The following is a 25729-nucleotide window of genomic DNA, read 5'->3' on the forward strand; positions in this document are numbered from 1 at the left end:
CCTGATCACCCGGATCATGGCCGGCCGGACGCTGTCCAGCGGGACCGGTGCCGGCTAGCATGCCGATTCATGAATGCGTCTCATGTCCGGGGCGCCGGGACCGGCGTCGGAAGCGGCGGTGGGACCGGCGCCGGGACCGGCGGTGGGAGCGGTAGCCCGGCCGGTGGCGGTGTGGCATCGGGTGGCACGGCATCGGGTGGCGGGCTGCCCCGCCGGGTGCACGGCGGGTACGCCCTCGGCTCGCTGGTGACCGGTGCGTTCGGCACCGTCCCCGGGCTGTTGCTGCTGCCGTACCTGACCGACACGCTCGGCATCGCCGCCGGGCTCGCCGGCCTGCTCGTGGTCCTGCCGAAGGCGTGGGACGTACTGGTCAACCCCGTCGCCGGCCGCATCTCCGACCGCACCCGCACCCGGTGGGGCGCCCGGCGGCCATACCTGCTGGTCGGTGGGCTGGCCCTGGCCGTGCTGTTCGCCGCGATCTTCGCCGCGCCGTTCGGCAACGGCCCGGCGGCCGGCGGGTACGTCGCCGTCGCCTTCCTCCTCACCGCCACCGCGTTCGCGTTCTTCCAGGTGCCGTACGTCGCCATGCCGGCCGAGCTGACCGACTCGTACAGCGAACGCACCCGGCTGATGACCTGGCGGATCGCCGTACTGGCGCTGGCCATCCTGGTCTCCGGGGCGGTCGCGCCGGCCGTGGTCACCGCCGGCGGCAACGGGATCGCCGGACATCGCCTGATGGGCCTGTTCGTCGGGGCGCTGATCGTGATCGGCACCCTCGGCGTCTTCTTCGGCACCCGGGGCGCCCCGACCGGTGCCGTGCAGGAGAGCGAGCCGAGCCTGCGCGCCCAGCTCGCCGTCGCCACCGGCAACCGGCCGTTCCGGGCGCTGCTGATCTGCTTCGTCGTCCAGTCCGTCGGCATCGGCACGGTCCTTGCCGGCGTCGCGTACTTCGCCGGCCAGATCCTGGACAGCCCGGACACCGGGCCGACCGTGCTCTTCGCCTGCTTCGTCGGCCCGGCGCTGCTGGTCATGCCGGTGTGGAGCCGGGTCGGCGCGCGGCTCGGCAAGCTGCGGGCGTTCGTCGCCGCGTCGCTGCTCTTTGCCGTCGCGGCGCTGCTGCTGGTCGCCGCGCCGGTGCTGCCGGCCGTGGTCGTCTACCTGCTGGTCGCGGTGATCGGCTGCGGGTACGCCGGCCAGCAGGTCTTCGCCCTGGCGATGCTGCCGGACTGCATCGCGTACGACACCGCGCGAACCGGCCGCCGCCAGGCGGGGGTGTTCACCGGCCTGTGGACGGCGGGGGAGACGTTCGGCCTGGCCCTCGGCCCCGGCGTGTTCGCGTTGGTGCTGCAACTGTTCGGCTACGTGTCGTCGGACACCGGGGTCGCCGCCGCGCAGTCCGACACCGCCCGGCTCGGGGTGCTGCTCGGCTTCACCGTCCTGCCGGCGCTGGCGGTCGGGCTGGCGGTGCTGCTGCTGCGCGGCTACGACCTCACCCCGCAGCGCCTCGCCGCCGCTGGCCCGACAAAGCCGGTTGACCAGGCACGACCCGCCGAGCCGGTAGCGTGATCGACATGAGCGAGCGGAGTGAGTGGACGGCATGAGCGAGCGGGATGATCGCGTGGCGTGGGCGTTGCCGGCGCGGGGCGTACCGGCGGACCAGGTCCTCGACGAGATCCGGGCGCTGCGGTCCGCCGACCGGCCCACGCACGGCGGCCGGCTGTTCGCCTACGTCTACGACCCGGCCGTTCCCGGCCTCGACGACCTGGCGATGTCCGCGTACGCGCTGTCGGCGCACGTCAACGGCCTCGATCCGACCGCGTTCCCGTCGCTGCTGGCGATGGAGAACACCCTGGTCGGCGCCGCCGCGTCGGTGCTCGGCGGTGGCCCGGGCACGTCCGCGCCCGATGCTGTCGGCAGCGTCACGGGCGGCGGCACCGAGTCGCTGATCCTGGCCGTGAAGGCGGCCCGCGACGCCCGGCCCGAGGTGGCCACGCCCCGGCTGGTGATCCCGGTCAGCGCGCACGCCGCGTTCGCGAAGGCGGCCCACTACCTTGGCGTCGCCCTGGATCTGGTGCCGGTGTCGGCGACCACGCTGCGCCCCGATCCGGCCGCCGTCGCCGCCGCGATCGGCCCCGACACCGTGCTCGTCGCCTGCTCGGCGCCGTCGTACGCGCACGGCGTCGTCGACCCGGTCACCGAGATCGCGTCCGTCGCGGCGGCGGCCGGCGTACGCTGCCACGTCGACGCCTGCTTCGGCGGCTGGACGCTGCCCTACCTGCGCCGGCTCGGCGTCGACGGGCCGGCGTTCGACTTCTCCGTACCCGGCGTCACCTCGATCTCGGTCGACCTGCACAAGTACGCGTACTGCCCCAAGGGGGTCTCGGTCCTGCTGCACCGCGACGCCGCGCTGCGGGCACCGCAGTACTTCGCGTTCGCCGACTGGCCCGGCTACACGATGATCAATCCGGTGATCTCGTCGACCCGGTCCGGCGGCCCGATCGCCGCCGCGTACGCGACCCTGCGACACATCGGCGACGACGGCTACCTGGCGCTGGCCGGCCGGACCCTGGACGCCGTACGCGGCCTCGCCGCCGCCGTCACCAAGGTCGACGGACTGCGGCTGATGGCCGAACCCGAGTCCACGGTGGTCGCCTTCACGTCCGATGACCCGGCGCTGGACCTGTTCGTCCTCGCCGACGAACTCACCGTCCGTGGCTGGCACACCCAACCCCAGATGGCGTACGGCGACCTGCCCGCCTCCATCCACCTGACGGTGACCGCCGCGGTCGCGCCGCGGGTGGCCGAGTTCGGGCCGGCCCTGGAAGCCGCCGCCACCGCCGCGCGGGATCACGGTCCGGTACGGCTGCCCGACGAGGTGGCCGCCCTGCTCGGCGCCCTCGCCCCGGAGCAGTTGACCGCGGAACTGGTCGAAGGGCTCGCCGGCGGGCTCGGCCTCGGCTTCGGCGATCCGCAGGCGGGGGCCGCGTTGCCGGACCGGTCGGCGGTGGTGAACACCGTGCTCAACGTCGCCCCGCCCCGGATGCGCGAACGCCTGCTGATCGAGTTCGTCGGCCTGCTGCAACGGCCCACGTACCGCTGATGGCCGCCGGTTTCCCGGCGGCCATCACCCCCGTTCCGCGGTGATTCAGCGGAGGCTGAACCGCGTGAAGTTGTCGTTCTCGTTGCGGTCGGGCGCGTGGTCGACGCGCCGTACGGTGGCCATCGCGGTGTCGCCCACCGACTGCTTGAGGTAGCCGATGCCCAGCACCATCGTCCGCTGCTGGCCGGCGCGTAGCGGGCCGAAAACGCAGGTCGGGTCCTTGGCGCCCCTGCCGTCGCGCCCTGTGCAGGAGGACCAGCCCGTTCCCGTCGCGTCCAACATCGACCCACCGACCGTGTACAGGTTGAGGTGCACCTCGTCCACGTCGCGCGGGCCGGTGTTACGGATCGTGACCTTGACGGTGGCGCGCTGGGTCGTGGGGTCCGAACCGTCGACGACGGTCACGTCGGTGACGCTGATCCGTAGGTCGGCGCTCTGCGGGTGCGGGCCGAAGGACGTCGGGCCACCGGTCTGGCGGAACTGGCCGTTGCCGAACGAGTACGTCCGCCACTGCCGCTGGATCCAGTCCTCCGGATAGTTGCAGCATCCGCCGTGGTCGCCGACCTGCACCCGGATCGAGCCGTTCCTCTGCGGATCGATCGCGAACATGTTCTGCACGCCGCGCTCCCCGGTGCCGACGACCCGACCCAGGGTGACGATGACCCCGGAGGCGTTCCGGTCGAAGGCGACCACCTGGGCCGGACCGGGCTCGCCCAGGTTGCACCGCAGCATCACCAGTGTCTCGGTCGCCCCGTCCCGGTCGACGTCGCCGTACTCGACTCCGAGCAGGACGTTGGTGGGCGATCCTGATCCCTTGGCCGCCAGCCGCGCCTGGGAGGTCGACGGGGGGTGGGTTCGTGGTCGATGGCTGCCATGTCGGTCCTCCCTAACTGTCTCGTACCGTCTTCCCGCGACTGCTGTCGGCCTGCTGAAACGGCCCAGCTGCCGTGGGATGGTGTCCGGCCGGACGGCGCCCGGCCGGACCGCGCTCGGCGTGCCGTCAGCGGTAGGCGAATGGGGCCTGGTTGTCGGCCGGCCTGCGGTCGGGCAGCTCGTTGGTCCGCTCGACCACGGCGGTGCCGGTGCCGGCCGCCGCCCAGTCCTTGTTGTAGCTGATGCCCAGGACGAAGGTCCGCTGCTGGCCGGCCCGCAGCAGGCCGAACTCGCAGACCGGATTCTCCGCCGGAGTGATGCCGACCGGGTCGCCGCGGCCGGTGCAGGTCGACCAGCCACCGCCCTCCGCGAACAGGGTCACCCCGGTGTCCCAGTCGAAGCGGAGGCGGACGCCGTTCGCGTTGGCCGGTCCGGCGTTGCGGACCGTCACGGTGACCGTGCCGTGCCGCATCATGTCGCCCGGCTGCTCGGTGAACTGCACATCGGTCGCGGTGACCTGCAGGTCGGTGAGAAGCGGGTTCGGCCCGAACTCGGTCTCGCCGGCGGTCTGGACGAATCCGGCGCCGTTGAACTCGTAGGTTCGCCACTGGTTCTGGATCAGGTCAGGTATGTAGCCGCAGCAGTCCCGGTGGTCGGACACCAGCACCAGGATCCTGCCGTCCGGATGGGGGTTGATACCTGGAATGTGTTCGATGCCCCGCTGGCCGGTGGCCGCGACCTGTCCCATCGTGACGATCCGGCCAGTGGCGTCCCGGTCGAAGGCGACCACCTGTTCCGGCCCGGGTTGGCCGTCGTTGCAGCGCAGGATCACCAGTGTCTCCTGTGCCCCGTCGCGGTCGACGTCGCCGTACCGGATGTCGCGCAGCGCGGTGGCCGGCGGGCGCGGGTCGTTCTCGGCCAGCCGCGCCTGGTTCGTCCGGCAGGAGCCGCCGGGCCAGGGCGGCAGGTCGACCCGGGTGGCGAGCAGGTCCGCCAGGCTGATCCGCCCGTCCGGTACGCCGGCGCTCGGGCTGACCGAGGCCGGGGCCGAGGCCGATGGGCTGGGCGACGGGCCGGGCAGGGTCGTGGGCGGAGCGGTCGGGTCGACGGTGACCGCGGGTTCGGGCTTGGGCGCCGAGTCCCGTTTGAGGGTGGCGTAGCCCGCTATCGGGCCCGCGACCAGGAGCAGGGCCAGCACGGAGCCGGTGGTGACGGCGACGCGGCGTCGGTGCTGCCGCACCCTGGCGCGTACGGCGGTCGGGCCCGCCGCCGTCACCCGGGGGAGGACTTCGTTGCGGAAGGCAGCGAACTCACGTTCCAGGTCAAGGTCGTCGTGGTCAGCCATGGTTCTCCTCCTTACGCTCGGTGAGTTGGGTGGCGAGGGCGGTGCGGCCGCGGTGCAGCCAGGATTTGACCGTTCCGTCGGCGACTCCTTCCTGGTGGGCGATCTCGGCGATGGTGAGGTCGGCGAGGTAGTGCAGGAGGATGGCCCGGCGGTGTTTTGGTGGTAGTTGGGCGAGGGCGGCGGCCAGTACGACCCGGTCCGGGCTGGGCTCGGGTACGTGTTCTTCGGTGCGTTGCCGGCGCAGGAACGCCTGTGCGGTGCGTAGTCGGCGCCACCGGCTGGTGGCGAGGTTCCAGGCGACCCGGCGTACCCAGGCGAGCGGGTCGTCGTACCGGATGACCTTGTCCCAGCGGGCGAATGCCCGGCAGAACGCCTCCTGTACGAGTTCCTGGGCCTGGCCGAGGTCGTTGGTGTAGGCGTACATCTGCACGGTCAGTGCTCGGTAGTGGGCGTGGTAGAACTCGTCGAACCCGATCGCGTCGGTCTCGGCTGCCGCTGGTTCGGCACGGTCCGGTTCGCCTGGTGGCTCGTCGAGGCGCGGATCTATCGTCACCGTCACTTTGTCCTCCCCCGTGGCCCTTCGGGCGCGCGTCCCAGATTGCTGGTAACACGTCCCGTCCGAGGCGAAGGTTGCGCACGTCCGGTGCCGGCGGACTGTGGTTCACTGTCGGTTGGCCGACCGAGGAGCCGGCGTAGCCGAGAGGGGGCGACGTGCAACTGCCCGCGGTGCTGGGTGAGCCGATCCGGTTCGTGCTGAACTGGGGCCGCCGATACTCGCTCTGGGTCTTCAACTTCGGGCTCGCCTGCTGCGCGATCGAGTTCATCGCGGCCAGCATGTCCCGGCACGACTTCATGCGGCTCGGGGTGATCCCGTTCGCGCACGGGCCGCGCCAGGCCGATCTGATGGTGGTCTCGGGCACCGTCACCGACAAGATGGCCCCGGCGATCAAGCGTCTCTACGACCAGATGCCGGAGCCGAAGTACGTCATCTCGTTCGGCGCCTGCTCCAACTGCGGCGGGCCGTACTGGGACTCGTACTCGGTGACCAAGGGAGTCGACCAGATCATCCCGGTCGATGTCTACGTGCCGGGCTGCCCGCCCCGGCCGGAGGCGCTGCTGCACGGCATCCTGCGTCTCCAGGAGAAGATCGCCGCCGAGCAGTCCGGGCCCGGCGGCGTGTCCCGACCCGACCCGCTCGCGTCGCCCGCCGACACCGCCGCGCTCACCGCGGCCCCCGTACGTCCGCCGGCCACCTAGGCTGGCTCCCGGCGGCTAGCCTGCCGGGCATGACGACTGAGCAACGCGCCGAACGCCTCGTCGAGGTGCTGATCGCCGAGTTCGGGGAGCTGATCGCCCTCGATCCGGCGGCGTTCCGGCGCAAGTTCCGCAAGATGGCCGCCTCGCCGTTCGCGTTCTACCGGGGCAGCGCGTCCGTCTTCTACGCCGACCTGACCGGCGACTTCGCCGACGACCGCTTCCTCGACGGGCGGACCAGCCGGGTCTGGATCCACGGCGACCTGCACGCCGAGAACTTCGGCACCTACATGAACAGCTCCGGTGAGCTGGTCTTCAACGTCAACGACTTCGACGAGGCGTACGTCGGCCCGTTCTCCTGGGACCTGAAGCGGTTCGTGGCGAGCGTGGCGCTGATCGGCTACGCCAAGGCGCTGTCCGACGACGTGATCACCGACCTGGTGACCCGGTTCGCCACCTCCTACCTGACCGAACTGCGGGCGATCGCCACCGGCGGCGACGACGCGATCGGCTCGATCACGCTGGCGAACGCCGACGGGGTGCTGCGTACGGTGCTCCAGCAGGCCCGGCTGAACACCCGCGTCGACCTGCTGCGCGAGCAGACCACGATCGACAACTACGAGCGGCGGTTCGCCATCGGCGACGGCGTCTTCGAGATCGACGACGAGACCTGGGAGCAGGTCGCCTACGCGTACCACCGCTACCTCGGCACGCTGCCGGCGTCGGGCGCCACGCTGCGCCCGGTCGCCACCCACATCAAGGACATCGTGCTGCGCAAGGGGGTGGGCATCGGCTCGGCCGGCCTGCCGTCCTACAACCTGCTGCTGGAGGGCAGCACGCAGGCGCTGGAGAACGACGTCATCATCTACATGAAGCAGGCCCAGGTGCCGGCGGTGGCCCGCCACATCGACGACGAACGGGTCCGTGGCTACTTCCGCCACCAGGGCCACCGGACGGCCGAGTCGCAGCGGGCGTTGCAGGCGCACGCCGACCCGTGGGTCGGGTTCACCGAGCTGGGCGGCGTCGGGCAGCTCGTGGCCGAGGTGTCGCCGTACGCGGCCGACCTCGACTGGGCCGACGTCAACGAGCCGGAAGACCTGGCCGCGGTGGTCGCCGACCTCGGCCGGGCGGTCGCCCGGATGCACTCGGTGGCCGACGACGAGTCCAGCCACGACCTGGTCGACTACTCGACCGAGGAGGCGATCGTCGCCGCGGTCGACAAGGACGAGGCCGTGTTCGTCCCGCACCTGGTCGAGTTCGCCCACTCGTACGGCCTGCGGGCCCGCGAGGACCACCAGATCTTCGTCGATCTCTTCCGCAACGGCCGGTTCCCGGGACTCTGAACGCCCGCGACCCGTGCCGGCCGCCCGGGGCCGGCACGGGTCGCGGTGGGTCAACGGGCGGCGGGAAACTCCAGCACGACCTTGATGTCGTCCGGCTGCCCCTCGTACGCCTCGGCGTAGTGGTCGAGGTCCTCGCGGCGGGTGATCAGCCCGGCGAGCCAGCCGACGTCGGCCCGGGCCAGCGCCTCCGCGGCCTGCAACCAGTGCCGGCGGTTGGCGTTCACCGAGCCGAAGACGACGTTGTTCTCCAGGACCAGCGAGTGGTTCAGCGCACCCGCGTCGATCTCGATGGTCCGCCCGCCGGTGGACACGCCGGTGAGGCAGACGATGCCGTTGCGGCCCACCTTGTCCATCACGTCGATGACGACGGTCGGCGCGCCGGTGCACTCGAGCACGATGTCCGGCTCGAAGTCCAGCGCCATGACCGGTCCGGCGTGGTACGTCGCACCGAGCCGGTCGACCAGCGCCGGCTTGTGCCCCACCTCGGCCCGGTCGAGTACGTGCACCTCCAGCCCGCGTTGCTGGCCGAGCAGCGCGGCGAGCAGACCGATGGGGCCGGCGCCGGTGACCAGCACCCGGCGTGGCCGCCACACCGACCGGGCACCGATCCGGTCGACGTGCTCCCATCCCTTGGCCACCACGCTCGCCGGTTCGAGCAGCACCCCGACCTCGGCGAGGCCCGGCGCGAGCGGTACGGCGAACTCGGGCTGGGTCCGCCACCGCTCCCGGGCGAACCCCTGCCGGGCCTTGATCCCGTGTTCGGTGTAGAGCCCGTTGCGGCACATGTCCCACTCCCGGGCGGCACAGTTCGGGCACGGCACCGGGTCGGGATGGCGCACGATCCCGGCGATCAGGTCACCGGCGCGCAGCTGCCCGGTCGGGTCCTCGATCACCCGGCCCAGCGACTCGTGGCCGAGGACGAGGGTGTCGCTGCCCGGCGGGGCCTCGCCGAACGCACCGTCGATGATCTCCCGGTCGGTGCCGCAGATCCCGACCGACAGCGTCTCGACCAGGACCGGGCCCTCCTGCGGGGATGGTTCCGGGAAGTTGTCGACCAGCCGGAGCGAGTCCGCTGTGCCGGGTATCACGGTGACTGCGTACACGGACGCCATTGTCGCCCGGCCCGGGCCGCGGCACACCGGAAACGCCGCCGGCCCGGCAGCTCAGGGCTTCGCGGCGGCGCCCGACCACCATAGGATCGCGGGCATGACGCCCGAAGAGGTCGGTGCGCGGCTGGCCGCGGTGTGCGGGGCCGCCGGCATCGGCGACGTCGCGGTCAGCGTGTCCGGTGGCGGACCCTACGCCCGGGCCACCGTCGACGTGCCGCCGGAAGACTGGCACGCGGCCGTCCGGTCGGCCCGCGACGACACCGAACTGGCCCTCGACTTCTTCGACTGGCTGTCGGCCGTCGACGAGCTGCCCGACGGCTTCACCCTGGTCGTGCACCTGTGGTCGACCGGCCACCGGCACGGCGTACTGCTGCGGGCCCGGCTGCCCCGCGACGCGGCCGCCGCGCGGTCCGTCGTGGATCTCTTCCCGGGTGCGGCGTGGCACGAGCGGGAGACGCACGAGATGTTCGGCGTCGGCTTCACCGGCCATCCCGATCTCGCGCCCCTGCTGCTGCCCCCGGAGTTCGAGGGGCATCCGCTCCGCAAGGAGTTCGTGCTCGCCGCGCGGGTCGCCAAGGCGTGGCCGGGGGCGAAGGAGCCCGGCGAGTCCGAGGCCGGTGGGGGCCGGCGGGCACCGGTGCGGCCGCCCGGCGTGCCCGATCCGGCCGAGTGGGGGCCCAACCGGCGGCAGCCCTCGGCGACCGACCCGGACGGGGACTCCTGATGCCGCTGTGGGTGGAACTGGCCATCCGGATCGTCGGTGTGGTCGTCGCCTTCCTCGCCCTGCCGCTGATCGTCGGCCAGGTCGAGCACAAGGTGATGGCGCACATGCAGGGCCGGCTCGGTCCGATGTACGCCGGCGGCTTCCACGGCTGGGCGCAGCTCGTCGCCGACGGGGTCAAGTTCGTGCAGAAGGAGGACGTCACGCCGCGCGCGGCCGACGGGCCGGTGTTCCGGCTCGCACCGGTCGTGGCACTGGTGCCCTACCTGCTGGTGCTGCTGGTCATCCCGCTCGGCCCCGACGACCTGGTCGCCCAGCCGCTCGACATCGGACTCTTCTTCGTGCTGGCCGTCGTCGGCATCGGGGTGGTCGCGGTGCTGATGTCGGCGTGGGCGTCGGCCAACAAATACAGCCTGCTCGGCGGGCTGCGCGGCGCCGCGCAACTGCTCGGCTACGAGCTTCCGCTGGTGCTGGCCGCGGCCAGCGTGGCGATGGCGGCCGGCACGCTGTCGCTGCCCGGCATCGTCGAGGCGTGGCGGCCGTGGTGGCTGCTGTGGCAGGCACCGGCGCTGTTCGTCTTCTTCGTGGCCGGGCTCGCGGAGATCCGCCGGCCGCCGTTCGACATGCCGATCGCCGATTCCGAGCTGGTCTTCGGCTACCTGACCGAATACACCGGGCTGCGGTTCGCGTTCTTCCTGCTCGCCGAATACGTCGGCATCGTGGTCATCGCCGCGCTGACCACCGTGCTGTTCCTCGGCGGGTGGCAGGGCCCGTTCGACGACCAGCTCGGTTGGCTGTGGACGCTGGTCAAGGTCTTCGCGGTGTCATTCGTGATCATCTGGGTGCGGGTCAGTTATCCCCGCCTGCGCGAAGACCAGTTGCAACGGCTGTGCTGGCTGGTGCTGGTGCCGGTCGCGCTGGGCCAACTGGTGCTGACCGCCGCGGTCCGGGTCGCCCTCTGAGGCGGCCCGGGGTGCTCGCGTACGGCGGGACGAAGGGGGAGGATGTGGGCCATGCACAGCGAGGTGGCGGCATGAGCGGGGTGACGCCGTGAGCGTGCCCGGTGAGGGACTGGCCAAAGGGCTCGCGGTCACGCTCAAGACGATGACCCGCCGGGCCGGCACCCAGCAGTATCCAGACGTCGAGCCGGACCTGCCGCCCCGCAGCCGGGGTGTGATCGCCCTGCTCGAGGAGAACTGCACGGTCTGCATGCTCTGCGCCCGGGAGTGTCCGGACTGGTGCATCTACATCGACTCGCACAAGGAGGAGGTCGTGGTGCCGGGGGCGGCCCGGGCCCGGCAGCGCAACGTCCTCGACCGGTTCGACATCGACTTCTCGCTGTGCATGTACTGCGGGATCTGCGTCGAGGTCTGCCCCTTCGACGCCCTCTACTGGTCGCCGGAGTTCGAATACGCCGAATACGACATCCGGGATCTCCTGCACGACAAGGACCATCTCGGCGGGTGGATGGCCACCGTCCCGCCGCCGCCGGCCCACGACCCGAACGGCGAACCCTCCAAAGAGGAGGCCACCGCGGCCCGCAAGGCCGCCGGCGGCCCCGCGCCCGGCCGGGCCGCGGGCGGTCCGGCCACCCCCCGGGTACGTCCGCAGCGGCCCACCGGCACCGCCGATCCGTCATGACCGGGCCCTGCGCATGACCGGGGCGGATGTGTTGCTGATCGCGCTCGGGCTGGTGGCGGTGGGCGCCGGGCTGCTGGTGGTGACCACCCGGCACCTGGTCCGCGCCGGTCTCTACCTCGTGGTGTGCCTCGGCGCGGTCGCCGGCCTCTACCTCGTGCTGACCGCCGAACTCGTCGCCTGGGTGCAGGTGCTGATCTACGTCGGCGCGGTCGTGGTGCTGCTGCTGTTCGCCGTGATGCTGACCCGGGCCCCGATCGGCGCCTCCGACGACCTCGACCGCCCCGGCTGGCCGGCCGTGCTGATCGGCGCCGGGACCGGCCTCGGCCTGTCGGCCCTGCTCGTCGACGCCTTCCGCTGGTCGGTGGTGGAGCTGCCGGAGCCGGGCACCGCCGAGCGGCTGGGCACCGGGATCTTCGGCTCGTGGGTGCTGCCGTTCGAGCTGCTGTCGGTGCTCCTGCTGTCCGCACTGGTCGGTGCCATCGTCATCTCCCGGCACGACATCGGCGCCCGGGGCGGGGAGGAGCGCCGGTGAGACCTGTCATCCCGTACGTCGTGGCCGCCCTGCTCTTCGGCATCGGTGTCTACGGCGTACTGCGCCGCCGTAACGCGATCCTGGTGCTGATGGCGGTCGAGTTGATGCTCAACGCGGTCAACCTGCTCCTGATCACCGCCGACACCACCGTGCGGGCCGCGCTGCCGCACACCGGCCAGACCTTCGCGCTGTTCATCATCGTGATCGCCGCCGCCGAGATAGGTGTCGGCCTGGCGATCGTGTTGCAGCTCTACCGTCTGCGGGCCACCGTCTCGGTCGACGACGTACGCCTCGACACCGCACCGGGCCTCGCCCCGGCCGCCGACGAGGGCTCGACGGCGCTCGCCGACCCGGGCCGGGCGGCGGTGTCCTGATGGCGCCGGAGACGCTCGGCCCACTGCTGCCGCTGGCCCCGCTGCTGGCGGCCGCCGTCGGCCTGCTGCTGCCCCGCGGGGCGCGTACGGCCGCCGCCGCGCTCGGCATCGGCGGGTCGGCGCTGGCGCTGCTGGTGGCGGTCGGCCTCGCCGTGACCGTCGACGGCCCGGTCGAGGCGAGCACCCGCTGGGTCGAGTTCGGCGGGCTCACCGTCACCCTGGGCATCCGCCTCGACGGCGCCGCGGCCCTGGTCGCGCTGGCGGTGACCGTGGTCGCGCTGGCGGTGCAGGTCTATTCGGTCGGCTACCTGCACGACGACAGCCGCTACGCCCCGTACGCCGCCCAGGTCAGCCTCTTCACGGCCGCGATGCTGATCGTGGTCGTCGCCGGTGACCTCATCCTGCTGCTGGTCGGCTGGGAGGTGATGGGCATCTGCTCCTACCTGCTGATCGGCCACGACCGTCGGCTGCCGGCGGCGCCGGCAGCCGCGGTCAAGGCGTTCCTGGTGACCCGGGTCGGCGACGTCGGATTCCTGCTCGGCATCGCGCTGCTGGGCATCGCCGCCGGCAGCTTCCGGATCTCCGACGTGCTGGCCGCGGTCGGCTCGGGCGAGATCGGCGGCGGCACGCTGACCGCCGCCGCGCTGCTGCTGCTCGCCGGCGTAGCCGGCAAGAGCGCCCTCTTCCCGCTGCACACCTGGCTGCCGGACGCGATGGCCGGCCCGACGCCGATCTCGGCGCTGATCCACGCGGCGACGATGGTGGCCGCCGGGATCTACGTGGTGACCCGCCTCGACCCGGTCTTCGCCGCCGGTGATCCGGCGCTGCTGGTGCTCGGCGTGCTCGCCGTGGTCACCATCGTGCTCGGCGGCCTCGCCGCGACCGCGCAGGACGACATCAAACGGGTCCTCGCCTGGTCGACGGTGTCGCAGATCGGCTACATGGCCGGCGCGCTCGCGGTCGGCGCGACCGGCGCGGCCCTGTTCCACCTGCTCACCCACGCCGCCTTCAAGGCACTGCTGTTCCTCGCCGCCGGCTCGGTGATCCACGCCGTCGGCAGCAACTCGATGGGCGAGATGGGCGGGCTGCGGCGCCGTATGCCGGCGACCTTCTGGTCGATGACGGCCGGGCTGGCCGCCCTGGTCGGGCTGCCCCCGCTGGCCGGGTTCTGGAGCAAGGAGGCGGTCCTGCACGCCGCCTCGTCCGCCGGGGCAGGCTGGCTGCCGCCACTGGTCTACGCCGTGGGGCTGGTGACCGTGGCGATCACCGCCTGGTACGCCACCCGGCTGTGGCTGCGTACGTTCTTCGGCGCACCCCGCTCGTCGGGGGCCCGGACCGCCCACGAACCGCCGGCCGCGATGGCCGGTCCGGTCCTGCTGCTGGTGGTGCCGAGCGCGCTGCTGGGGCTGGCCGGATACACCGACTGGCTCGCCGGCCGGCTGCTGCCACCGGCGACCGCCGAACACCCGTCCGACCTGCTGCCGGCCCACACCAACCTCATGCACCTCGGCCCCGAGGTGGCGCTGCCGCTGGCCGCGCTGCTGGTCGGCGGGGTCGGCGCGTGGCTGCTGTGGCGGCGCGACACGGCCGCCGACCCCGCGACCGCGCTCGGCCCGGCCCGGCGGGTGTTCGCCGCCGCGTTCGGGCTGGACGCGCTCCAGCGGGCCGTGGTCGTACGGCCGGTCGTCGCACTGGCCCGGGCCGCCCGCCGCACGGACGAGACCGCGGTCGACGGCACCGTCACGGGCACCGGGCGGGCGACCGTGGCACTCGGCCGGGGCCTGGCGGTGCTGCACCGGGCCGGGTTGCCCCGGGCCGCGTCCGCGGTCCTGGTCGGCGCACTGCTCGTCGCCGTGGCCGCCGCGACCCTGGGAGTGCTGTGATGACGACCGGTCAGGTGACGCTGGTTGCGGTCCTCGCCATACCCGCCGTAGGTGCCGTAGCCGTCGCCGGGCTCACCCGGCGCGCCGACCGGGCGGCCCGGATCGTCGCCACCGTCGTGGCCGCGATCGCCTTCCTGGTCAGCCTGTCGCTCTACGGGACCGGTGACCGGGGATGGTTCCGGTACCAGGCGGCGACGGCCGGCCCGGGCATCCTGCCCTGGCACGAATTGGACCTCACCTGGGTACCCGGGCTCGACCTTCGGTTCCATCTCGGGGTGGACGGGATCTCCTACCCGCTGGTTGTCCTCACCACGCTGCTGACGCTGCTCTGCTGCGCGTACTCGATCCGGCACGTCCCGGCCGGCGGACCCGGCGGATACCTGGTCGCCCTGCTGCTGGTGATCGAGGTCGGGATCGTCGGCACCTTCCTCGCCCTCGACCTGGTCCTCTTCTTCGTCTTCTTCGAGGTCGTACTGCTGCCGATGTTCGTGGTCATCGCCGGCTGGGGCGGCGATGACCGGGGCCGGGCGGCCCGCAAGTTCGTCCTCTACACGCTCTTCGGCTCGGTGCTGCTGCTGGTCGGGGTGGTCACCGTCGTCTCCGCCGCCGGCACCGCCGACATCGTGGCGCTCACCGGCGGGGGCAACCTGTCGCGGACCACCCAGCTCGCCGCGTTCGTGCTGCTCGCGGTCGCGTTCGCGGTTAAGAGTCCGCTGTGGCCGCTGCACACGTGGCTGCCCGACGCGCACACCCAGGCACCGACCGTCGGCAGCGTGATCCTCGCCGGGGTCCTGCTCAAGATGGGCACGTACGGCATCATCCGGGTCGCGGTCGGGGTCGCGCCGGAGGGCGCCCGGTGGGCGGCACCGGTGCTCGGCGTCCTCGCCGTGGCCGCGGTCGTCGTCGGTTCGCTGGTGTGTCTGCGGCAGACCGACCTGAAGCGGCTCATCGCCTATTCCAGCGTCGGTCACATGGGCTTCGTGCTGCTGGGCGTGGCGACCCTGACCGCGACCGGTATCGAGGCGGCGTTGATCGGCAACGTCGCGCACGGCGTCATCACCGGGCTGCTGTTCTTCCTGGCCGGCGCGATCAAGGACCGGCTGCACACCGGCAGCCTGACCGAGTTGGGTGGTCTGCGGGAGCGGATGCCGGCGTTGTCCGGCCTGTTCGCGTTCGCCGCCGTCGCGTCGCTCGGCCTTCCCGGGCTGGCCGGTTTCTGGGGCGAGGCGTTCGCGGTGGTCGCTGCGCTGCAACGGGGCGGCCCGCTGTGGACGACGCTGGCGGTGGTCGCGGCGGTCGGCGGCGCGCTGACCGCCGCCTACTTCCTGCGGCTGCTGCGCCGGCTCACCCACGGCCCGGCCAGTCCGGTCGTCGCCGCCGCTCCGGCCAGCCGGTTCGGGGCGGGTGAGCTGGTCGCCTGGTCCCCGCTGATCGTCCTGGCGCTGGCCGTCGGCCTGGTACCCGCCCTGGTGATCGGCTTTGCCGGCGCCCCGGTGGAGGCGTTGACGGGGGTGCTCGATCGGTGAGCGCGAGGAGTGCAGCGCAGCGGAGCCCCGCAGTCGCGAACGGAGGGGCGACATGACCCAGACCATCGACCACGTCGCGCTGCTGCCCGCATACCTCGCGGCCGGCACCGCCGTACTCGTGCTGCTGGCCGACCTGCTCGTCGGCCGGCGCGGCCCGACGCTCGCGGTCGCCATGATCGGTGCCGCCGGCACGGCGGTCGGTGCGGTGCTGGTCGGTCGGGGTGCCGACCGGGAGACGTTCTGCACCTTCGACGGCTGCTCCTGGCTCGCCACCAGCCGGGGGGCGCTCGTCGCCACCGTCTTCGCGGTGCTCACCCTGGGCGTGCTCCTGCTGTCCGGGCCGCTGCTGCGGGCCGGGGCGGTGCCGGCGGGGGAGTACTGCTTCCTGCTGGCCTGCTCGATGACCGGCGGTGTCGTCCTCGGCGCGGCCGGCGATCTGATCACGCTGATCGTGGCGCTGGAGACCCTCACCATCCCGCTCTACATCCTGGTCGGCCTGCGCCGCCGGACCGTCGCCAGCGCCGAGGCGGCCATGACCTTCTTCCTGGTCAGTGTCGTGGCGACGGCGGTCACCCTGCTGGGGGCGGCGCTGCTCTACGCCGTACGCGGCACGCTGCACCTGGCCACGCTCGCCGCCGCCCCGGCGCTCGACGCGGGCGCCGAGGCCCGGCTGGGCCGGGTGGCGGTCGTCCTGCTGCTCGCCGGCCTGGCGTTCAAGGTGGCGGCCGTGCCACTGCACGCCTGGGCGCCGGCCACCTACGACGGGGCACCGCTGCCGGTCGCCGCCTACCTCTCCACCGCGTCGAAGCTCGGCGGGGTCGTCGCCGTGATCGCGGTCGTCGTCGACGGCCTCGGGCCCTGGCTGGCCGTCAGCGGCCCGGCGCTGGCCGTGCTCGCCGTACTGACGATGACTGTCGGTAACCTCGTCGCGTTGCGGCAGACCCGGATGGTGCGGCTGCTGGCGTGGTCGTCGGTGGCCCAGGCCGGCTACATCCTGGCTCCGCTCGGGGCGGCCGCTGCCATCGCCGGGCGCGACGCTGACGCGCTGTCGGTGGCCGTCGCCGCGACCGTCGCGTACGCGGTCTTCTTCGTCGTCCTCGAACTCGCCGCCTTCGCGTCGGTGGTGGCGCTGCGTCCGCCGGACGCCGACGGCGGCGAGATCGCCGCCTACCGGGGGGCCGGGCGGCGGCACCCCGTGGTCGCCGCCGCGTTCGTGTTGGCCCTGGTCGGGCTCGCCGGGCTGCCGCCCGGCCTGGCCGGTCTGTTCGCCAAGGTGGTCGTGGTCCGCTCGCTGCTCGACGGCGGTGCCGGCTGGCTGGCCGTCGTGGTGGCACTCAACGCGGTGGTCGGGCTCGCCTACTACCTGCGCGTCTGCGGCACCCTCTACGCCGCCGGTGAGGCGGCCGGAACCGCCCGGCGGGTGCCCTGGACGGTCGGGCTCGCGTTGGCGGGTGCGACCGCGGTCGCCGTGGTCGTCGGGTTCGCCCCGCAGACGGTCCTGGACGCCGTCCAGCTCTGACCAACCTACTTTCAGGTAACTCACAGTGATAACCAGGATGGTTGCTGGGTAGTTCGGTGTTGTACCGGTCAGCGGGTCCACGAGACCCGTGCACCGAAGGAGTGATCGTGCACAACCACCGCAACGGACTCAAGACAGCCGCTCTTCTGGGCCTGCTCACCGCGATGATCCTGGGCGTCGGCTACTGGTTCGGCGGGAGTTCCGGTCTGGTCATCGCCGTGGTCGTCTCGCTCGCCATGAACGCCGGCACCTACTTCTGGTCGGACAAGCTGGCGTTGCGTGCGATGCGTGCCCGCCCGGTCAGCGAGGCGGAGTTCCCGGCCCTCTACCAGATGGTCCGGGAGCTTTCGACCGAGGCCGGCCAGCCGATGCCGCGCCTCTACGTGAGCCCGACCGCCCAGCCCAACGCTTTCGCCACCGGCCGTAACCCGCGCAACGCCGCCGTCGCCGTCACCCACGGCATCACACAGATCCTCGACTACCGGGAGCTGCGCGGAGTCATCGGCCACGAACTGTCCCACGTCTACAACCGGGACATCCTGATCTCCAGCGTCGCCGCGGGTCTGGCCGGCATCATCACCACGCTGGCCAACCTGGCATTGTTCCTGCCGCTCGGCGGCAACGACGAGGACTCGCCGAACCCTGCTGTGCTGCTGATGATGCTGATCCTCGGCCCGCTGGCCGCGACGGTGATCCAACTCGCGATCAGCCGGAACCGCGAATACCAGGCCGACGCGTCCGGCGCCCGCCTGACCGGCGACCCGCTCGCGCTGGCCAGCGCACTACGCAAGATCCACGCTGGTACGCAGCAGATCCCGCTGCCGGCGCAGGGCCAGCTCGCCAGCACCGCCCACCTGATGATCGACAACCCGCTGCGTGGTGGCGGCCTGGCCGGGCTGTTCTCGACCCACCCGCCGATGAGCGAGCGGGTGAGCCGGCTGGAGCGAATGGCGGCCCAGTCCGTCGGCCCGGTGCGTTACCAACGCTGAGACGGCGATCACCGGTAATCTCCTCCCGCCCCCGCGGCCCTCACGTTAGGGTCGCGGGGGCTTTCGCTCGTTACGTCACGGAGGGGGAAGACGGCTGTGGCCGCGTTGCGTCAGTACGTGGAAGTGTGGCGGATTCCGGGTGCACCCCTGCTGCTGACCGCGGGGGTGCTGGCCCGGCTCGGGATCGGCATCACCCCGCTAGCCCTCCTCCTGGTCGTCGAGAGAGTCACCGGCAGCTACGCGCTCGCCGCGGTCGCCGGCGGGATCTACGCCCTCGCCGGGGCCGCGTTGAGCCCGATCGCCGGGCGGATCGCCGACCGGGTCGGCCCGACCCCGGTGCTGCTGGTCACCGCCGTCGCCCACCCGCTGGCCCTGGTCGGCCTGCTGATCGCCAGCGGCTTCGGCGCCGACGCGCTGACCGCCATCTACATCGCCGCGGCGCTGGCCGGTGCGACGTACCCGCCGCTGAGCGCCGCCATCCGCGGTGCCTGGAACGACCACACCGAGCCCGCCTCCGGCCGCTACCACCTGCGCAACACGGCACTGGCCGCCGAAACCTCCCTCTTCGAGGTGGTCTTCGTGCTCGGCCCGCTCCTGGTGGCCGCCTTCGTGCTGTTCGCCGACGCCGCTGCCGCGCTGGTCGGGGCGGCGGTGGTGACGCTGGTCGGCACCATCACCGTCGCGCTCGGCCGGGCGATGCGCGGCTGGCGGCCGCACCCGGCCGACGGCCACGCCCGTGGGCTCGGACCGCTGCGGCTCACCGGCTTCCCGGCCCTGCTGCTCTGCGTCGGCGGGCTGGGCATCGCGTTCGGCGCCGCCGGGGTCACCGTGCCGGCGTACGCCACCTCGCACAGCGCCGGTGACGCGGAGAGCCTCGCCGGCGTGCTGCTGGCCGTCTGGGGCGTCGGCAGTGCCGCCGGCGGCATCTGGTTCGGCACCCGGCGACCGGCGCGACGGATGGCCCGCCAGTTCGCCTGGCTGCTCGCCGCCGTCGCCGCCAGCTTCCTGGTGTTCGCCGTCATGCCCGACCCGATCGCACTGGGGATCGCGCTCGTCATCGGTGGCGCGGTGATCGCACCGGCGCTCACCCTGGAGAACACGATGGTCGGCCGGATCTCGCCCGGGAGCATGCTCAACGAGGCGTACACCTGGGTCGTCACGACCGCGGTCGCGGCGAGCGCGGTCGGGGGCTCCGTGGCCGGCCTGATCGTGGACCAGCGCGGGGGAGTGCCGTGGGCGTTCGTCTTCGCCGGTACGGCGGTCGCGTTCGCCGCCCTCGTCGCGGCCCTGCCGGCCGGCTCGATCGCCCGTGCCGACGCGCTCGCGGTCGCCCGGCTGGAGCAGACGCTGGCGACCGACCCGGTCTGATCCCGGTCGTGCGAACCGCCGCCCGTCCGGCCCTCCGGCCAGGCGGGCGGCGGCGGTCGTACGGCGCTACCGGTAGTTGGTGAACTGGAGCGCGACGCCGAAGTCCTCGGCCTTGAGCAGGTTGATGACGGCCTGGAGGTCGTCCTTCTTCTTGCCGGTGACCCGGAGTTGGTCGCCCTGGATCTGCGCCTGCACGCCCTTCGGGCCCTCCTCGCGGATCTTCTTGCTGATCGCCTTCGCCTTGTCGGAGTCGATGCCCTGGATGACCTTCGCGTCGATCCGGTAGGTCTTACCGGACGCCCGCGGGTCGCCGGCGTCCAGCGCCTTGAGCGAGATGTTGCGCTTCACCAGCTTGTCCTTGAAGACGTCGAGGGCGGCCTTGACCCGCTCCTCCGTCTCGGCCTGGAGACTGATCGCCTCCTCACCGGCCCAGTTGATCTCCGCTCCGGTGCCCCGGAAGTCGAAGCGTGTGGAGAGCTCTTTCTCGGCCTGTCGGAGGGCGTTGTCGATCTCCTGCCGGTCGACCTTGCTGACGATGTCGAACGACGGGTTCGCTGCCATGATCATGCTCCTGCGTCTGGCGATATGAAGGTGTTTTGGGCTGTTCGTCGGTGCTGCGACATGCCGACCGTACCCGGTTGCGTTGGGGTCGGGTGGTACCGCTATCCTTGCTTCCGCTGCCGCATGAAACACGGCGGCACGCCCAGGCGGGTTGCCCGAGCGGCCAATGGGAGCGGACTGTAAATCCGTCGCGAAAGCTACAGAGGTTCGAATCCTCTACCCGCCACAGGAACAGGTGACACGGCCCCGGTCCAGCAGAGCTGGACCGGGGCCGTTGCCGTTGGGGATGGTCGCCGGTTCGTCGGGCGACCAAGGCGGCCACCGGGTCGCCCGCTCCGGTGCCACCGTGCCAGTCGGGGGCACCGGGGTCGCCCGCAGCCGGGGCCGGTCGGTCCGTAGCCGCCGCGTGGGTGGCTCGGCTAGGGGCGGGAGACCCTGGGCGGAAGAGCTGCGCCATGTTACATAGGTGAGTATCGAAATTCTCCGAAGGCTGCGTCCGCGAGCCCTGGATTGCCCCGGCTCGTTGGTCGCCCGCTTCGGCGATCGGCGAAAACCGGCACGAAGGTTCGACAGGGACTAAAATCCGAAAGATGTCGTTTGTCAGACCAGCAGAGGTTTGAGTGAGAGGTCTTATTGGACGAACCACGAATGATCGCTGACGGGCGGCGGACCTCGTACGTTGCGTCCGGGCGGGTCATCCGTGCTGCCGAACGGTTAAAGTTCGGCGCACTGTTCGGTTGACACCGCGCAACGGCTTTGCCGGTTCACCAGGCTGTGGCACCATCATGGAACCTTCACCTTCCTTGGCCTTTTCGATAGGAGCAGCAGATGCGTGCAAAATGGTCGGGCCGCCGGATCGGCTCGGGCTTGGCGCTCGTTGCGCTCGTCGGTGGCATCGTCGGTGCCCAACTTGTCAACAGGCCCCAGGCCGGCTACGACTGGGCCGGCTACGACTGGGCGAAGGTCACCGACACGGTCGTCGACACCCCCGCTACGCCTCAGAGTCTCACCATCGCACCGTAATCCGCGTCCGCGCGGACACTCCGGCGCGAGTGGCGAAGGAGCCGGATGCCAAGGCCCCAGCCGTCACCCCGGCGTTCCCCTGACCACGCCTGGTTGATCACGGGGCCGCTGGCGCTTCTCGCTGTGGTGATGTCGACAGCCCTCGGGCTGATCGACGACCAGGAGGCGGGTCGAGTCGCCCGGGATTCCGGCACCGAACTGTTCCTTTCCCTCCTACTACTCGCCGTCATGGTGGCGGTGGCGATCCCGAATCTCCATTTCGTGATTCGCCGCCAGGCGTTCGTTCTCACGCTGACCGAGATCTCCTTCGTCCTGGCGCTGTTCTACTTCCGGCCGCTGACGGTCGTGGTGATCGCCACCATCGCGGCCTTCGTCACCCAGATCAGACGCCGGGTCAGCCCGACGAAGCTCTGGTTCAACGTGGCCAAGGAGGCCGCCAGCACCTCGCTGGCCGGCCTCGTGCTCTACGCCTTCCCGCCGATCGAGGGGGTCGGACCGGGCACCTGGGGAATCCTGTTCGCCGCCGTGAGCACCCACACCCTGGTCGGGCTCGCGGCCGTGATCGGGGTCATCACGGTGGTCCAGGGGTCGCCGGCCGGGCTGGAGGTCGCCCGCACCGCCGCGCCGACCCTGGTCACCGCGGCGATCAACGTGTCGCTCGGGCTGGTCGTCCTCATCGCCCTGGAAACCACCTGGTGGGCGATCGTGCTGGTCATCGTGCTGACCGGCGCGCTCGGGCTGGTCTACCGCTCGTACGCCCAGTTCTTCCGCCAGCACCGCACCCTCGCCGACATGTACGACCTCACCCGGGCGATGAGCGAGAGCGGTCAGGACGGAACGCTCGCCGACTCGCTGCTGGGCCGGGTACGCGTCCTCATGCAGGCCGAATACGCGACGCTGTGGCTGCCGGCACAGGGGCGGCACCCCGAGGTGCTGCTGACCGCCCGGGTCGACGATCCGGGTCTGCTCGACCTGGCGCGTACGCCGGCCGTCGCCCGGGCCCGGGCAATCAAGGCGAAGAAGACGGTGGCGGTCGGCAGCCGGCTCGGCGGCGACGAGGAACTGCGGGCCGGCCTGCGGGAGGCGGACGGCGTCAAGGACGTCATCGTCGTACCGTTGCGGTCGGGCCAGGCCGTGATCGGCTCGCTGGAGGTGGTCAACCGGCTCGGCGAGACCACCCACTTCCTGCCCGGCGACGTGCCGATCTTCGAGACGATCGCCGCGCACGCCGCCGTCGCGCTGGAGAACTCCCGGCTGGTCGACCGGCTGCGGTACGACGCCTACCACGACGGGCTGACCGCCCTGCCGAACCGCCGGCGGGTCCTCGGCGCGCTGGAGGAGGCCGTACAGGTCTGCGCCCCCGACGAAGTGGTGGCGGTCCTGCTGTTCGACGTCGACGCGCTACGTCAGGTGAACGAGTCCCTCGGGCACGCCGCCGGTGACCGGGTGCTGGTCGAGGTGGCGGCCCGGTTGCGGTCGTCGTCGTCGCCGTCGGCGGCGCTCGTCGGCCGGATCGGCGGCGACGAGTTCGTGGTGACCCTGCGTGCGGAGAGCGCCGAGGCGGCGCTCGCGCTGGCGACCGAGCTGCGCGAGCAGACCCACGACCAGATGGTGTTCGGCACCCTCACCCTCGACGTCGACACCGCGGTCGGGGTGGCGATCCATCCGGACCATGGCAGTGACCCGGCGACCCTCGTGCAGCGGGCCGGCCTGGCCGCCACCGCGGCCAAGTCGATGCCCGGCAGCGTCCAACTGTTCAACGCCGGCCTGGAATCCCGGTCCGTACGCCGTCTCGGGCTCGCCGGCGACCTGAGCCGCGCGCTCGACAACGACGAGTTGAAGGTCTACTTCCAGCCCAAGGTGACGCTGGACGGCGACCGGCGTCTGGTGGGCGTGGAGTGCCTGGCCCGCTGGGAGCACCCCGCGCACGGCGCGGTCTCGCCCGAGGACTTCGTGGCGGTGGCCGAGCACACCGGGCAGCTCGGCCGGTTGACCGAGTCGGTGCTCCGCGAGGGGCTACGCCGGTCCCGGGAGTGGAGTGATCCGAATCACCCGCTGGCGGTGGCGGTCAACCTGTCGGCGCGCACGCTGACCGACCCGTACTTCCCAGCCCGGGTCCAGGAGCTGCTGGCCGAGTTCGAGGTCGCGCCCGAGCTGCTGACCTTCGAGATCAAGGAAGCCGGCGTCCTGGACGGCACCGACCGGCCGATGCCCACCCTGCGCCGGTTGCGCGACATCGGGGTACGCCTCTCCGTCGACGACTTCGGCACCGGCTACTCGTCGCTGTCCTACCTGCGCCGGCTGCCGGTCCACGAGGTCAAGGTCGACCGTTCGTTCGTGCAGGGGATGGCGACCGACCCGGGGGACCTGGCGATCGTCAACGCCGTGGTGACGCTGTCGCAGCAGTTCGGGCTGACCGTCGTGGCCGAGGGGGTGGAGAGCGAGCTGACCCTGGAGCTGCTTCAGGACATCGGCTGCCAGATCGGGCAGGGGTTCCTCTTCAGCCGGCCGCTGCCGTACGAGCGGCTGGAGGCGTGGTTCGGCGCCCAGTCCGAGTCGGACCTGTCGCTCACCAGCGACGTACGCCGCCTGCGGGCAGTGCCCTGACCTGCGGCTTTGTCCTCCGGTCGGCCCGCCGGCAGGGGACCGGGGGATCTGATTTCTCCTCCCGCCGGGGGCCGTGTATTCTTCTCCTGCGCGCCTTTCGAGGAGATAGCGTGCGCCCCCTTAGCTCAGTCGGCAGAGCGTCTCCATGGTAAGGAGAAGGTCTACGGTTCGATTCCGTAAGGGGGCTCAGAGGGTTCTCGTTGGGACCCGCCCACAGCGGTGTAGCTCAGTTGGTAGAGCAAACGGCTCATAATCGTTGTGTCGCCGGTTCAAGTCCGGCCACCGCTACTTTCGGTGCCGGACGACTCCGGTGACCGGATCTGCGGGTGCCACGGGCACCCGCTTTGCGTGTCCAGGTAGGCAAGGTCTACGCTGGCTCGTCGTAGTTGTTTCGCTAGCGAGGAAGGCACCCCGCCGTGGCCAAGGCGACCGACGTCCGTCCAAAGATCACTTTGGCGTGTGTGGAGTGCAAGGAGCGCAACTACATCACGCGCAAGAACCGCCGCAACGACCCGGACCGCATCGAGATGAAGAAGTTCTGCCCCCGGGACGGCAAGCACACCCTGCACCGCGAGACCCGCTGATCCCGCGCCGGCAGTAGGCCGGCGCAGGGAGGCGCCGCGGAGCCGTACAGCTTCCGTCAGGATCGCCGTTTCGAGACCGGACAGTCTGGGATTACCAGCGACACCGGCCCCGAAACGGCGATCCTGCTTTGCGCGTGTAGGTTCGCCGCATGCCCTTGGACCCGTCGTTCGTCGGCCGTACGTACCCGCCGACCGCCCCCTATCAGGTGGGCCGAGAGAAGATCCGTGAGTTCGCCACCGCGATCGGTGCGACCGACGCCGCGTACCACGATCCGGCGGCCGCCCGGGCGCTCGGGCATGCCGACGTGGTCGCTCCGCCCACCTTTCCGGTGGTCGTCACGATGGAGTCGAGCCGCAGTCAGATCGTCGATGATCCGGCGCTCGGCGTCGACTACAGCCGCGTCGTCCACGGCGACCAGCGCTTCCGCTACACCCGCCCGATCGTGGCGGGTGACGAGCTGGTCTGTGTGAGCACCATCGAGGAGATCACCTCGCGGGGTGGGCACGACTTCCTGACCATCCGCAGCGAGGTCTCGACGGTCGCCGAGGAGCCGGTGGTGTCGGTCTGGTCCAAGCTCGTCGTACGTGGAGAGGGCGGCTGAGATGGATCTGCCGGTCAAGACCTACCGGGTGACCCGGGCCGACCTGGTCCGCTACGCGGGCGCCTCGGGCGACTTCAACCCGATCCACTGGAGCCAGCGGTTCGCCACCGGGGTCGGCCTGCCCGGGGTGATCGCGCACGGCATGTTCACGATGGCGCTGACCGGCCGGGCGGTCACCGAGTGGGCCGGCCGGCCGGACGCCGTGGCGGAGTTCAGCGTCCGCTTCGCCCGTCCGGTGCCCGTCCCCGATGACGACGAGGGGGTCGAGGTCCAGGTGGCGGCGGTGGTGAAGGGCGTCACCGACGAGGGCCTGACCCAGCTCAACCTGACCGTGACCAGCCTCGGGGAGAAGGTGCTCTCGCAGGCCAAGGCGCTGGTCAGGCTGCCCGGATAGCGGTTCGCCGACGGGTGATGGCCGACCGGTTGGGAAAGTCCGGGGTCTACCCGTACACTGGTCCGCCGTGGGGTAGTGGCCCCTACCCAGGCGTCTGCGCCTGAGTGGGTGCACCTGCCTGCACAGGGGTGTAGCTCAATTGGCAGAGCAGCGGTCTCCAAAACCGCAGGCTGCAGGTTCAAGTCCTGTCACCCCTGCGCCTAAGGCCTGACCGGCCCCGGGGGTCGGAGTCGTCTCACGGGGCGGCAGCCGTCCCGTGGCGGTGGTGTCCGGCGGAAGCCGCCCGTGGCGCGATGCGCCGGTCGGGCGATCTCCGTCCGGTCCGCCGGCCGCGGCCAGCCCCGGGATCGGTCCGGGCGGCCGGCGTGACCAGCGCAGCGT

The 25729-nt window shown here is 71.7% G+C and carries 24 protein-coding genes and 4 tRNA genes; 23 read left to right on the forward strand and 5 right to left on the reverse strand.

The annotated features are described in order from the left end of the window. The first annotated feature begins 171 nt into the window (after window positions 1–171). The gene (locus AB0M79_RS10635; RefSeq protein WP_364210713.1) at window positions 172–1566 is read left to right on the forward strand and encodes an MFS transporter; all 1395 of its coding nucleotides are present in this window, start codon (window positions 172–174) and stop codon (window positions 1564–1566) included. Between the two features lie 31 nt (window positions 1567–1597). Then, on the forward strand, window positions 1598–3100 hold the full coding sequence (locus AB0M79_RS10640) for an aminotransferase class V-fold PLP-dependent enzyme (protein WP_364210716.1): 1503 nt from the start codon (window positions 1598–1600) through the stop codon (window positions 3098–3100). A 45-nt stretch (window positions 3101–3145) separates the two neighbouring features. Here the strand turns inward: AB0M79_RS10640 and AB0M79_RS10645 are convergent, their stop codons facing one another. The 3 genes from AB0M79_RS10645 to AB0M79_RS10655 all read right to left on the reverse strand — a co-directional run bounded on the left by AB0M79_RS10645 (window position 3146) and on the right by AB0M79_RS10655 (window position 5877). Continuing rightward, window positions 3146–3832, reverse strand: coding sequence for a hypothetical protein (locus AB0M79_RS10645; protein ID WP_364210719.1), 687 nt, complete (start codon window positions 3830–3832; stop codon window positions 3146–3148). Between the two features lie 268 nt (window positions 3833–4100). Beyond that, on the reverse strand, window positions 4101–5318 hold the full coding sequence (locus AB0M79_RS10650) for a hypothetical protein (protein ID WP_364210722.1): 1218 nt from the start codon (window positions 5316–5318) through the stop codon (window positions 4101–4103). Beyond that, entirely contained in the window at window positions 5311–5877 is a 567-nt protein-coding gene (locus AB0M79_RS10655; RefSeq protein ID WP_364210725.1) for a SigE family RNA polymerase sigma factor, read from the reverse strand. Before AB0M79_RS10655 ends, AB0M79_RS10650 begins: the two co-directional genes overlap by 8 nt. Before the next feature lie 152 nt (window positions 5878–6029). Here AB0M79_RS10655 and AB0M79_RS10660 point away from each other — a divergent pair, with 152 nt between their 5' ends. Together AB0M79_RS10660 and AB0M79_RS10665 are read left to right on the forward strand one after the other, a co-directional pair. After that, on the forward strand, window positions 6030–6575 hold the full coding sequence (locus AB0M79_RS10660) for an NADH-quinone oxidoreductase subunit B family protein (RefSeq protein ID WP_357536499.1): 546 nt from the start codon (window positions 6030–6032) through the stop codon (window positions 6573–6575). 29 nt (window positions 6576–6604) lie between these two features. Then, complete coding sequence (locus AB0M79_RS10665; protein WP_364210728.1) at window positions 6605–7915, forward strand: DUF2252 domain-containing protein; 1311 nt, start codon at window positions 6605–6607, stop codon at window positions 7913–7915. Between the two features lie 50 nt (window positions 7916–7965). Here AB0M79_RS10665 and AB0M79_RS10670 read toward each other — a convergent pair whose 3' ends face one another. Beyond that, window positions 7966–9018, reverse strand: a complete 1053-nt coding sequence (locus AB0M79_RS10670) for a glucose 1-dehydrogenase (RefSeq protein ID WP_364210731.1) — start codon at window positions 9016–9018, stop codon at window positions 7966–7968. A gap of 103 nt (window positions 9019–9121) precedes the next feature. Between AB0M79_RS10670 and AB0M79_RS10675 the strand changes: the two genes are divergently transcribed. The 10 genes from AB0M79_RS10675 (at window position 9122) to AB0M79_RS10720 (ending at window position 19577) form a co-directional block, all read left to right on the forward strand. Next, a complete protein-coding gene (locus AB0M79_RS10675; RefSeq protein WP_364210734.1) occupies window positions 9122–9748 on the forward strand; it encodes an NADH-quinone oxidoreductase subunit C in 627 nt (208 codons plus the stop codon). Beyond that, the gene (locus tag AB0M79_RS10680) at window positions 9748–10707 is read left to right on the forward strand and encodes a complex I subunit 1 family protein (protein ID WP_357536491.1); all 960 of its coding nucleotides are present in this window, start codon (window positions 9748–9750) and stop codon (window positions 10705–10707) included. The genes AB0M79_RS10675 and AB0M79_RS10680 overlap by 1 nt, the downstream gene beginning before the upstream one ends. Window positions 10708–10849: 142 nt before the next feature. Further along, window positions 10850–11386 (forward strand): 4Fe-4S binding protein, encoded by a 537-nt coding sequence (locus AB0M79_RS10685; protein ID WP_364210999.1) that lies wholly within the window; start codon window positions 10850–10852, stop codon window positions 11384–11386. A 13-nt stretch (window positions 11387–11399) separates the two neighbouring features. Further along, the gene (locus AB0M79_RS10690; protein WP_364210737.1) at window positions 11400–11918 is read left to right on the forward strand and encodes an NADH-quinone oxidoreductase subunit J; all 519 of its coding nucleotides are present in this window, start codon (window positions 11400–11402) and stop codon (window positions 11916–11918) included. Beyond that, window positions 11915–12292 carry an NADH-quinone oxidoreductase subunit NuoK gene (gene nuoK, locus AB0M79_RS10695; RefSeq protein WP_364210740.1) on the forward strand — a complete coding sequence of 126 codons (378 nt, stop codon included), beginning with the start codon at window positions 11915–11917 and terminating at the stop codon, window positions 12290–12292. The genes AB0M79_RS10690 and nuoK overlap by 4 nt, the downstream gene beginning before the upstream one ends. Then, window positions 12289–14175 (forward strand): NADH-quinone oxidoreductase subunit L, encoded by a 1887-nt coding sequence (locus AB0M79_RS10700; RefSeq protein ID WP_364211002.1) that lies wholly within the window; start codon window positions 12289–12291, stop codon window positions 14173–14175. The genes nuoK and AB0M79_RS10700 overlap by 4 nt, the downstream gene beginning before the upstream one ends. Next, window positions 14175–15701 (forward strand): NADH-quinone oxidoreductase subunit M, encoded by a 1527-nt coding sequence (locus tag AB0M79_RS10705; protein ID WP_364210743.1) that lies wholly within the window; start codon window positions 14175–14177, stop codon window positions 15699–15701. The genes AB0M79_RS10700 and AB0M79_RS10705 overlap by 1 nt, the downstream gene beginning before the upstream one ends. 52 nt (window positions 15702–15753) lie before the next feature. Continuing rightward, window positions 15754–17220, forward strand: coding sequence for a proton-conducting transporter membrane subunit (locus tag AB0M79_RS10710; RefSeq protein ID WP_364210746.1), 1467 nt, complete (start codon window positions 15754–15756; stop codon window positions 17218–17220). Between the two features lie 107 nt (window positions 17221–17327). After that, window positions 17328–18209 (forward strand): zinc metalloprotease HtpX, encoded by an 882-nt coding sequence (htpX, locus tag AB0M79_RS10715; RefSeq protein WP_364210749.1) that lies wholly within the window; start codon window positions 17328–17330, stop codon window positions 18207–18209. A 96-nt stretch (window positions 18210–18305) separates the two neighbouring features. Further along, window positions 18306–19577, forward strand: a complete 1272-nt coding sequence (locus tag AB0M79_RS10720; RefSeq protein WP_364210752.1) for an MFS transporter — start codon at window positions 18306–18308, stop codon at window positions 19575–19577. 66 nt (window positions 19578–19643) lie between these two features. Here AB0M79_RS10720 and AB0M79_RS10725 read toward each other — a convergent pair whose 3' ends face one another. Then, on the reverse strand, window positions 19644–20138 hold the full coding sequence (locus tag AB0M79_RS10725) for a YajQ family cyclic di-GMP-binding protein (RefSeq protein ID WP_357536479.1): 495 nt from the start codon (window positions 20136–20138) through the stop codon (window positions 19644–19646). Window positions 20139–20283: 145 nt separating this feature from the next. Here AB0M79_RS10725 and AB0M79_RS10730 point away from each other — a divergent pair. From AB0M79_RS10730 to AB0M79_RS10770, 9 genes are all read left to right on the forward strand, one after another. Next, a tRNA-Tyr gene (locus AB0M79_RS10730) sits at window positions 20284–20364 on the forward strand. Window positions 20365–20966: 602 nt separating this feature from the next. Beyond that, window positions 20967–21161 carry a hypothetical protein gene (locus AB0M79_RS10735; protein WP_364210756.1) on the forward strand — a complete coding sequence of 65 codons (195 nt, stop codon included), beginning with the start codon at window positions 20967–20969 and terminating at the stop codon, window positions 21159–21161. 45 nt (window positions 21162–21206) lie between these two features. Next, window positions 21207–23768 (forward strand): bifunctional diguanylate cyclase/phosphodiesterase, encoded by a 2562-nt coding sequence (locus tag AB0M79_RS10740; RefSeq protein WP_364210759.1) that lies wholly within the window; start codon window positions 21207–21209, stop codon window positions 23766–23768. Window positions 23769–23882: 114 nt separating this feature from the next. After that, window positions 23883–23955, forward strand: a tRNA-Thr gene (locus AB0M79_RS10745). Between the two features lie 28 nt (window positions 23956–23983). Next, window positions 23984–24056 (forward strand) — tRNA-Met (locus AB0M79_RS10750). Between the two features lie 128 nt (window positions 24057–24184). Next, window positions 24185–24352, forward strand: a complete 168-nt coding sequence (rpmG, locus tag AB0M79_RS10755; RefSeq protein ID WP_203860687.1) for a 50S ribosomal protein L33 — start codon at window positions 24185–24187, stop codon at window positions 24350–24352. Between the two features lie 149 nt (window positions 24353–24501). Next, a complete protein-coding gene (locus AB0M79_RS10760; protein ID WP_364210762.1) occupies window positions 24502–24954 on the forward strand; it encodes a MaoC family dehydratase N-terminal domain-containing protein in 453 nt (150 codons plus the stop codon). A gap of 1 nt (window position 24955) precedes the next feature. Then, window positions 24956–25348, forward strand: coding sequence for a MaoC/PaaZ C-terminal domain-containing protein (locus AB0M79_RS10765; RefSeq protein ID WP_364210765.1), 393 nt, complete (start codon window positions 24956–24958; stop codon window positions 25346–25348). A 124-nt stretch (window positions 25349–25472) separates the two neighbouring features. Next, window positions 25473–25545 (forward strand) — tRNA-Trp (locus tag AB0M79_RS10770). The last annotated feature ends 184 nt before the right edge of the window (window positions 25546–25729 follow it).

The sequence above is a fragment of the Polymorphospora sp. NPDC051019 genome, assembly GCF_040683055.1.
GTDB classification, from domain to species: domain Bacteria; phylum Actinomycetota; class Actinomycetes; order Mycobacteriales; family Micromonosporaceae; genus Polymorphospora; species Polymorphospora lycopeni.

Excerpts from the sequence above, each read along its gene's own strand:
- AB0M79_RS10740 (WP_364210759.1), top strand. The coding sequence starts at position 21,207 with ATGCCAAGGCCCCAGCCGTCACCCCGGCGTTCCCCTGACCACGCCTGG.
- AB0M79_RS10645 (WP_364210719.1), bottom strand. The coding sequence starts at position 3,832 with ATGCTGCGGTGCAACCTGGGCGAGCCCGGTCCGGCCCAGGTGGTCGCC.
- AB0M79_RS10685 (WP_364210999.1), top strand. The coding sequence starts at position 10,850 with ATGACCCGCCGGGCCGGCACCCAGCAGTATCCAGACGTCGAGCCGGAC.
- AB0M79_RS10760 (WP_364210762.1), top strand. The coding sequence starts at position 24,502 with ATGCCCTTGGACCCGTCGTTCGTCGGCCGTACGTACCCGCCGACCGCC.
- AB0M79_RS10735 (WP_364210756.1), top strand. The coding sequence starts at position 20,967 with ATGCGTGCAAAATGGTCGGGCCGCCGGATCGGCTCGGGCTTGGCGCTC.
- AB0M79_RS10640 (WP_364210716.1), top strand. The coding sequence starts at position 1,598 with ATGAGCGAGCGGGATGATCGCGTGGCGTGGGCGTTGCCGGCGCGGGGC.
- AB0M79_RS10650 (WP_364210722.1), bottom strand. The coding sequence starts at position 5,318 with ATGGCTGACCACGACGACCTTGACCTGGAACGTGAGTTCGCTGCCTTC.
- AB0M79_RS10680 (WP_357536491.1), top strand. The coding sequence starts at position 9,748 with ATGCCGCTGTGGGTGGAACTGGCCATCCGGATCGTCGGTGTGGTCGTC.
- AB0M79_RS10725 (WP_357536479.1), bottom strand. The coding sequence starts at position 20,138 with ATGGCAGCGAACCCGTCGTTCGACATCGTCAGCAAGGTCGACCGGCAG.
- AB0M79_RS10765 (WP_364210765.1), top strand. The coding sequence starts at position 24,956 with ATGGATCTGCCGGTCAAGACCTACCGGGTGACCCGGGCCGACCTGGTC.
- AB0M79_RS10705 (WP_364210743.1), top strand. The coding sequence starts at position 14,175 with ATGACGACCGGTCAGGTGACGCTGGTTGCGGTCCTCGCCATACCCGCC.
- AB0M79_RS10665 (WP_364210728.1), top strand. The coding sequence starts at position 6,605 with ATGACGACTGAGCAACGCGCCGAACGCCTCGTCGAGGTGCTGATCGCC.
- AB0M79_RS10710 (WP_364210746.1), top strand. The coding sequence starts at position 15,754 with ATGACCCAGACCATCGACCACGTCGCGCTGCTGCCCGCATACCTCGCG.
- AB0M79_RS10690 (WP_364210737.1), top strand. The coding sequence starts at position 11,400 with ATGACCGGGGCGGATGTGTTGCTGATCGCGCTCGGGCTGGTGGCGGTG.
- AB0M79_RS10675 (WP_364210734.1), top strand. The coding sequence starts at position 9,122 with ATGACGCCCGAAGAGGTCGGTGCGCGGCTGGCCGCGGTGTGCGGGGCC.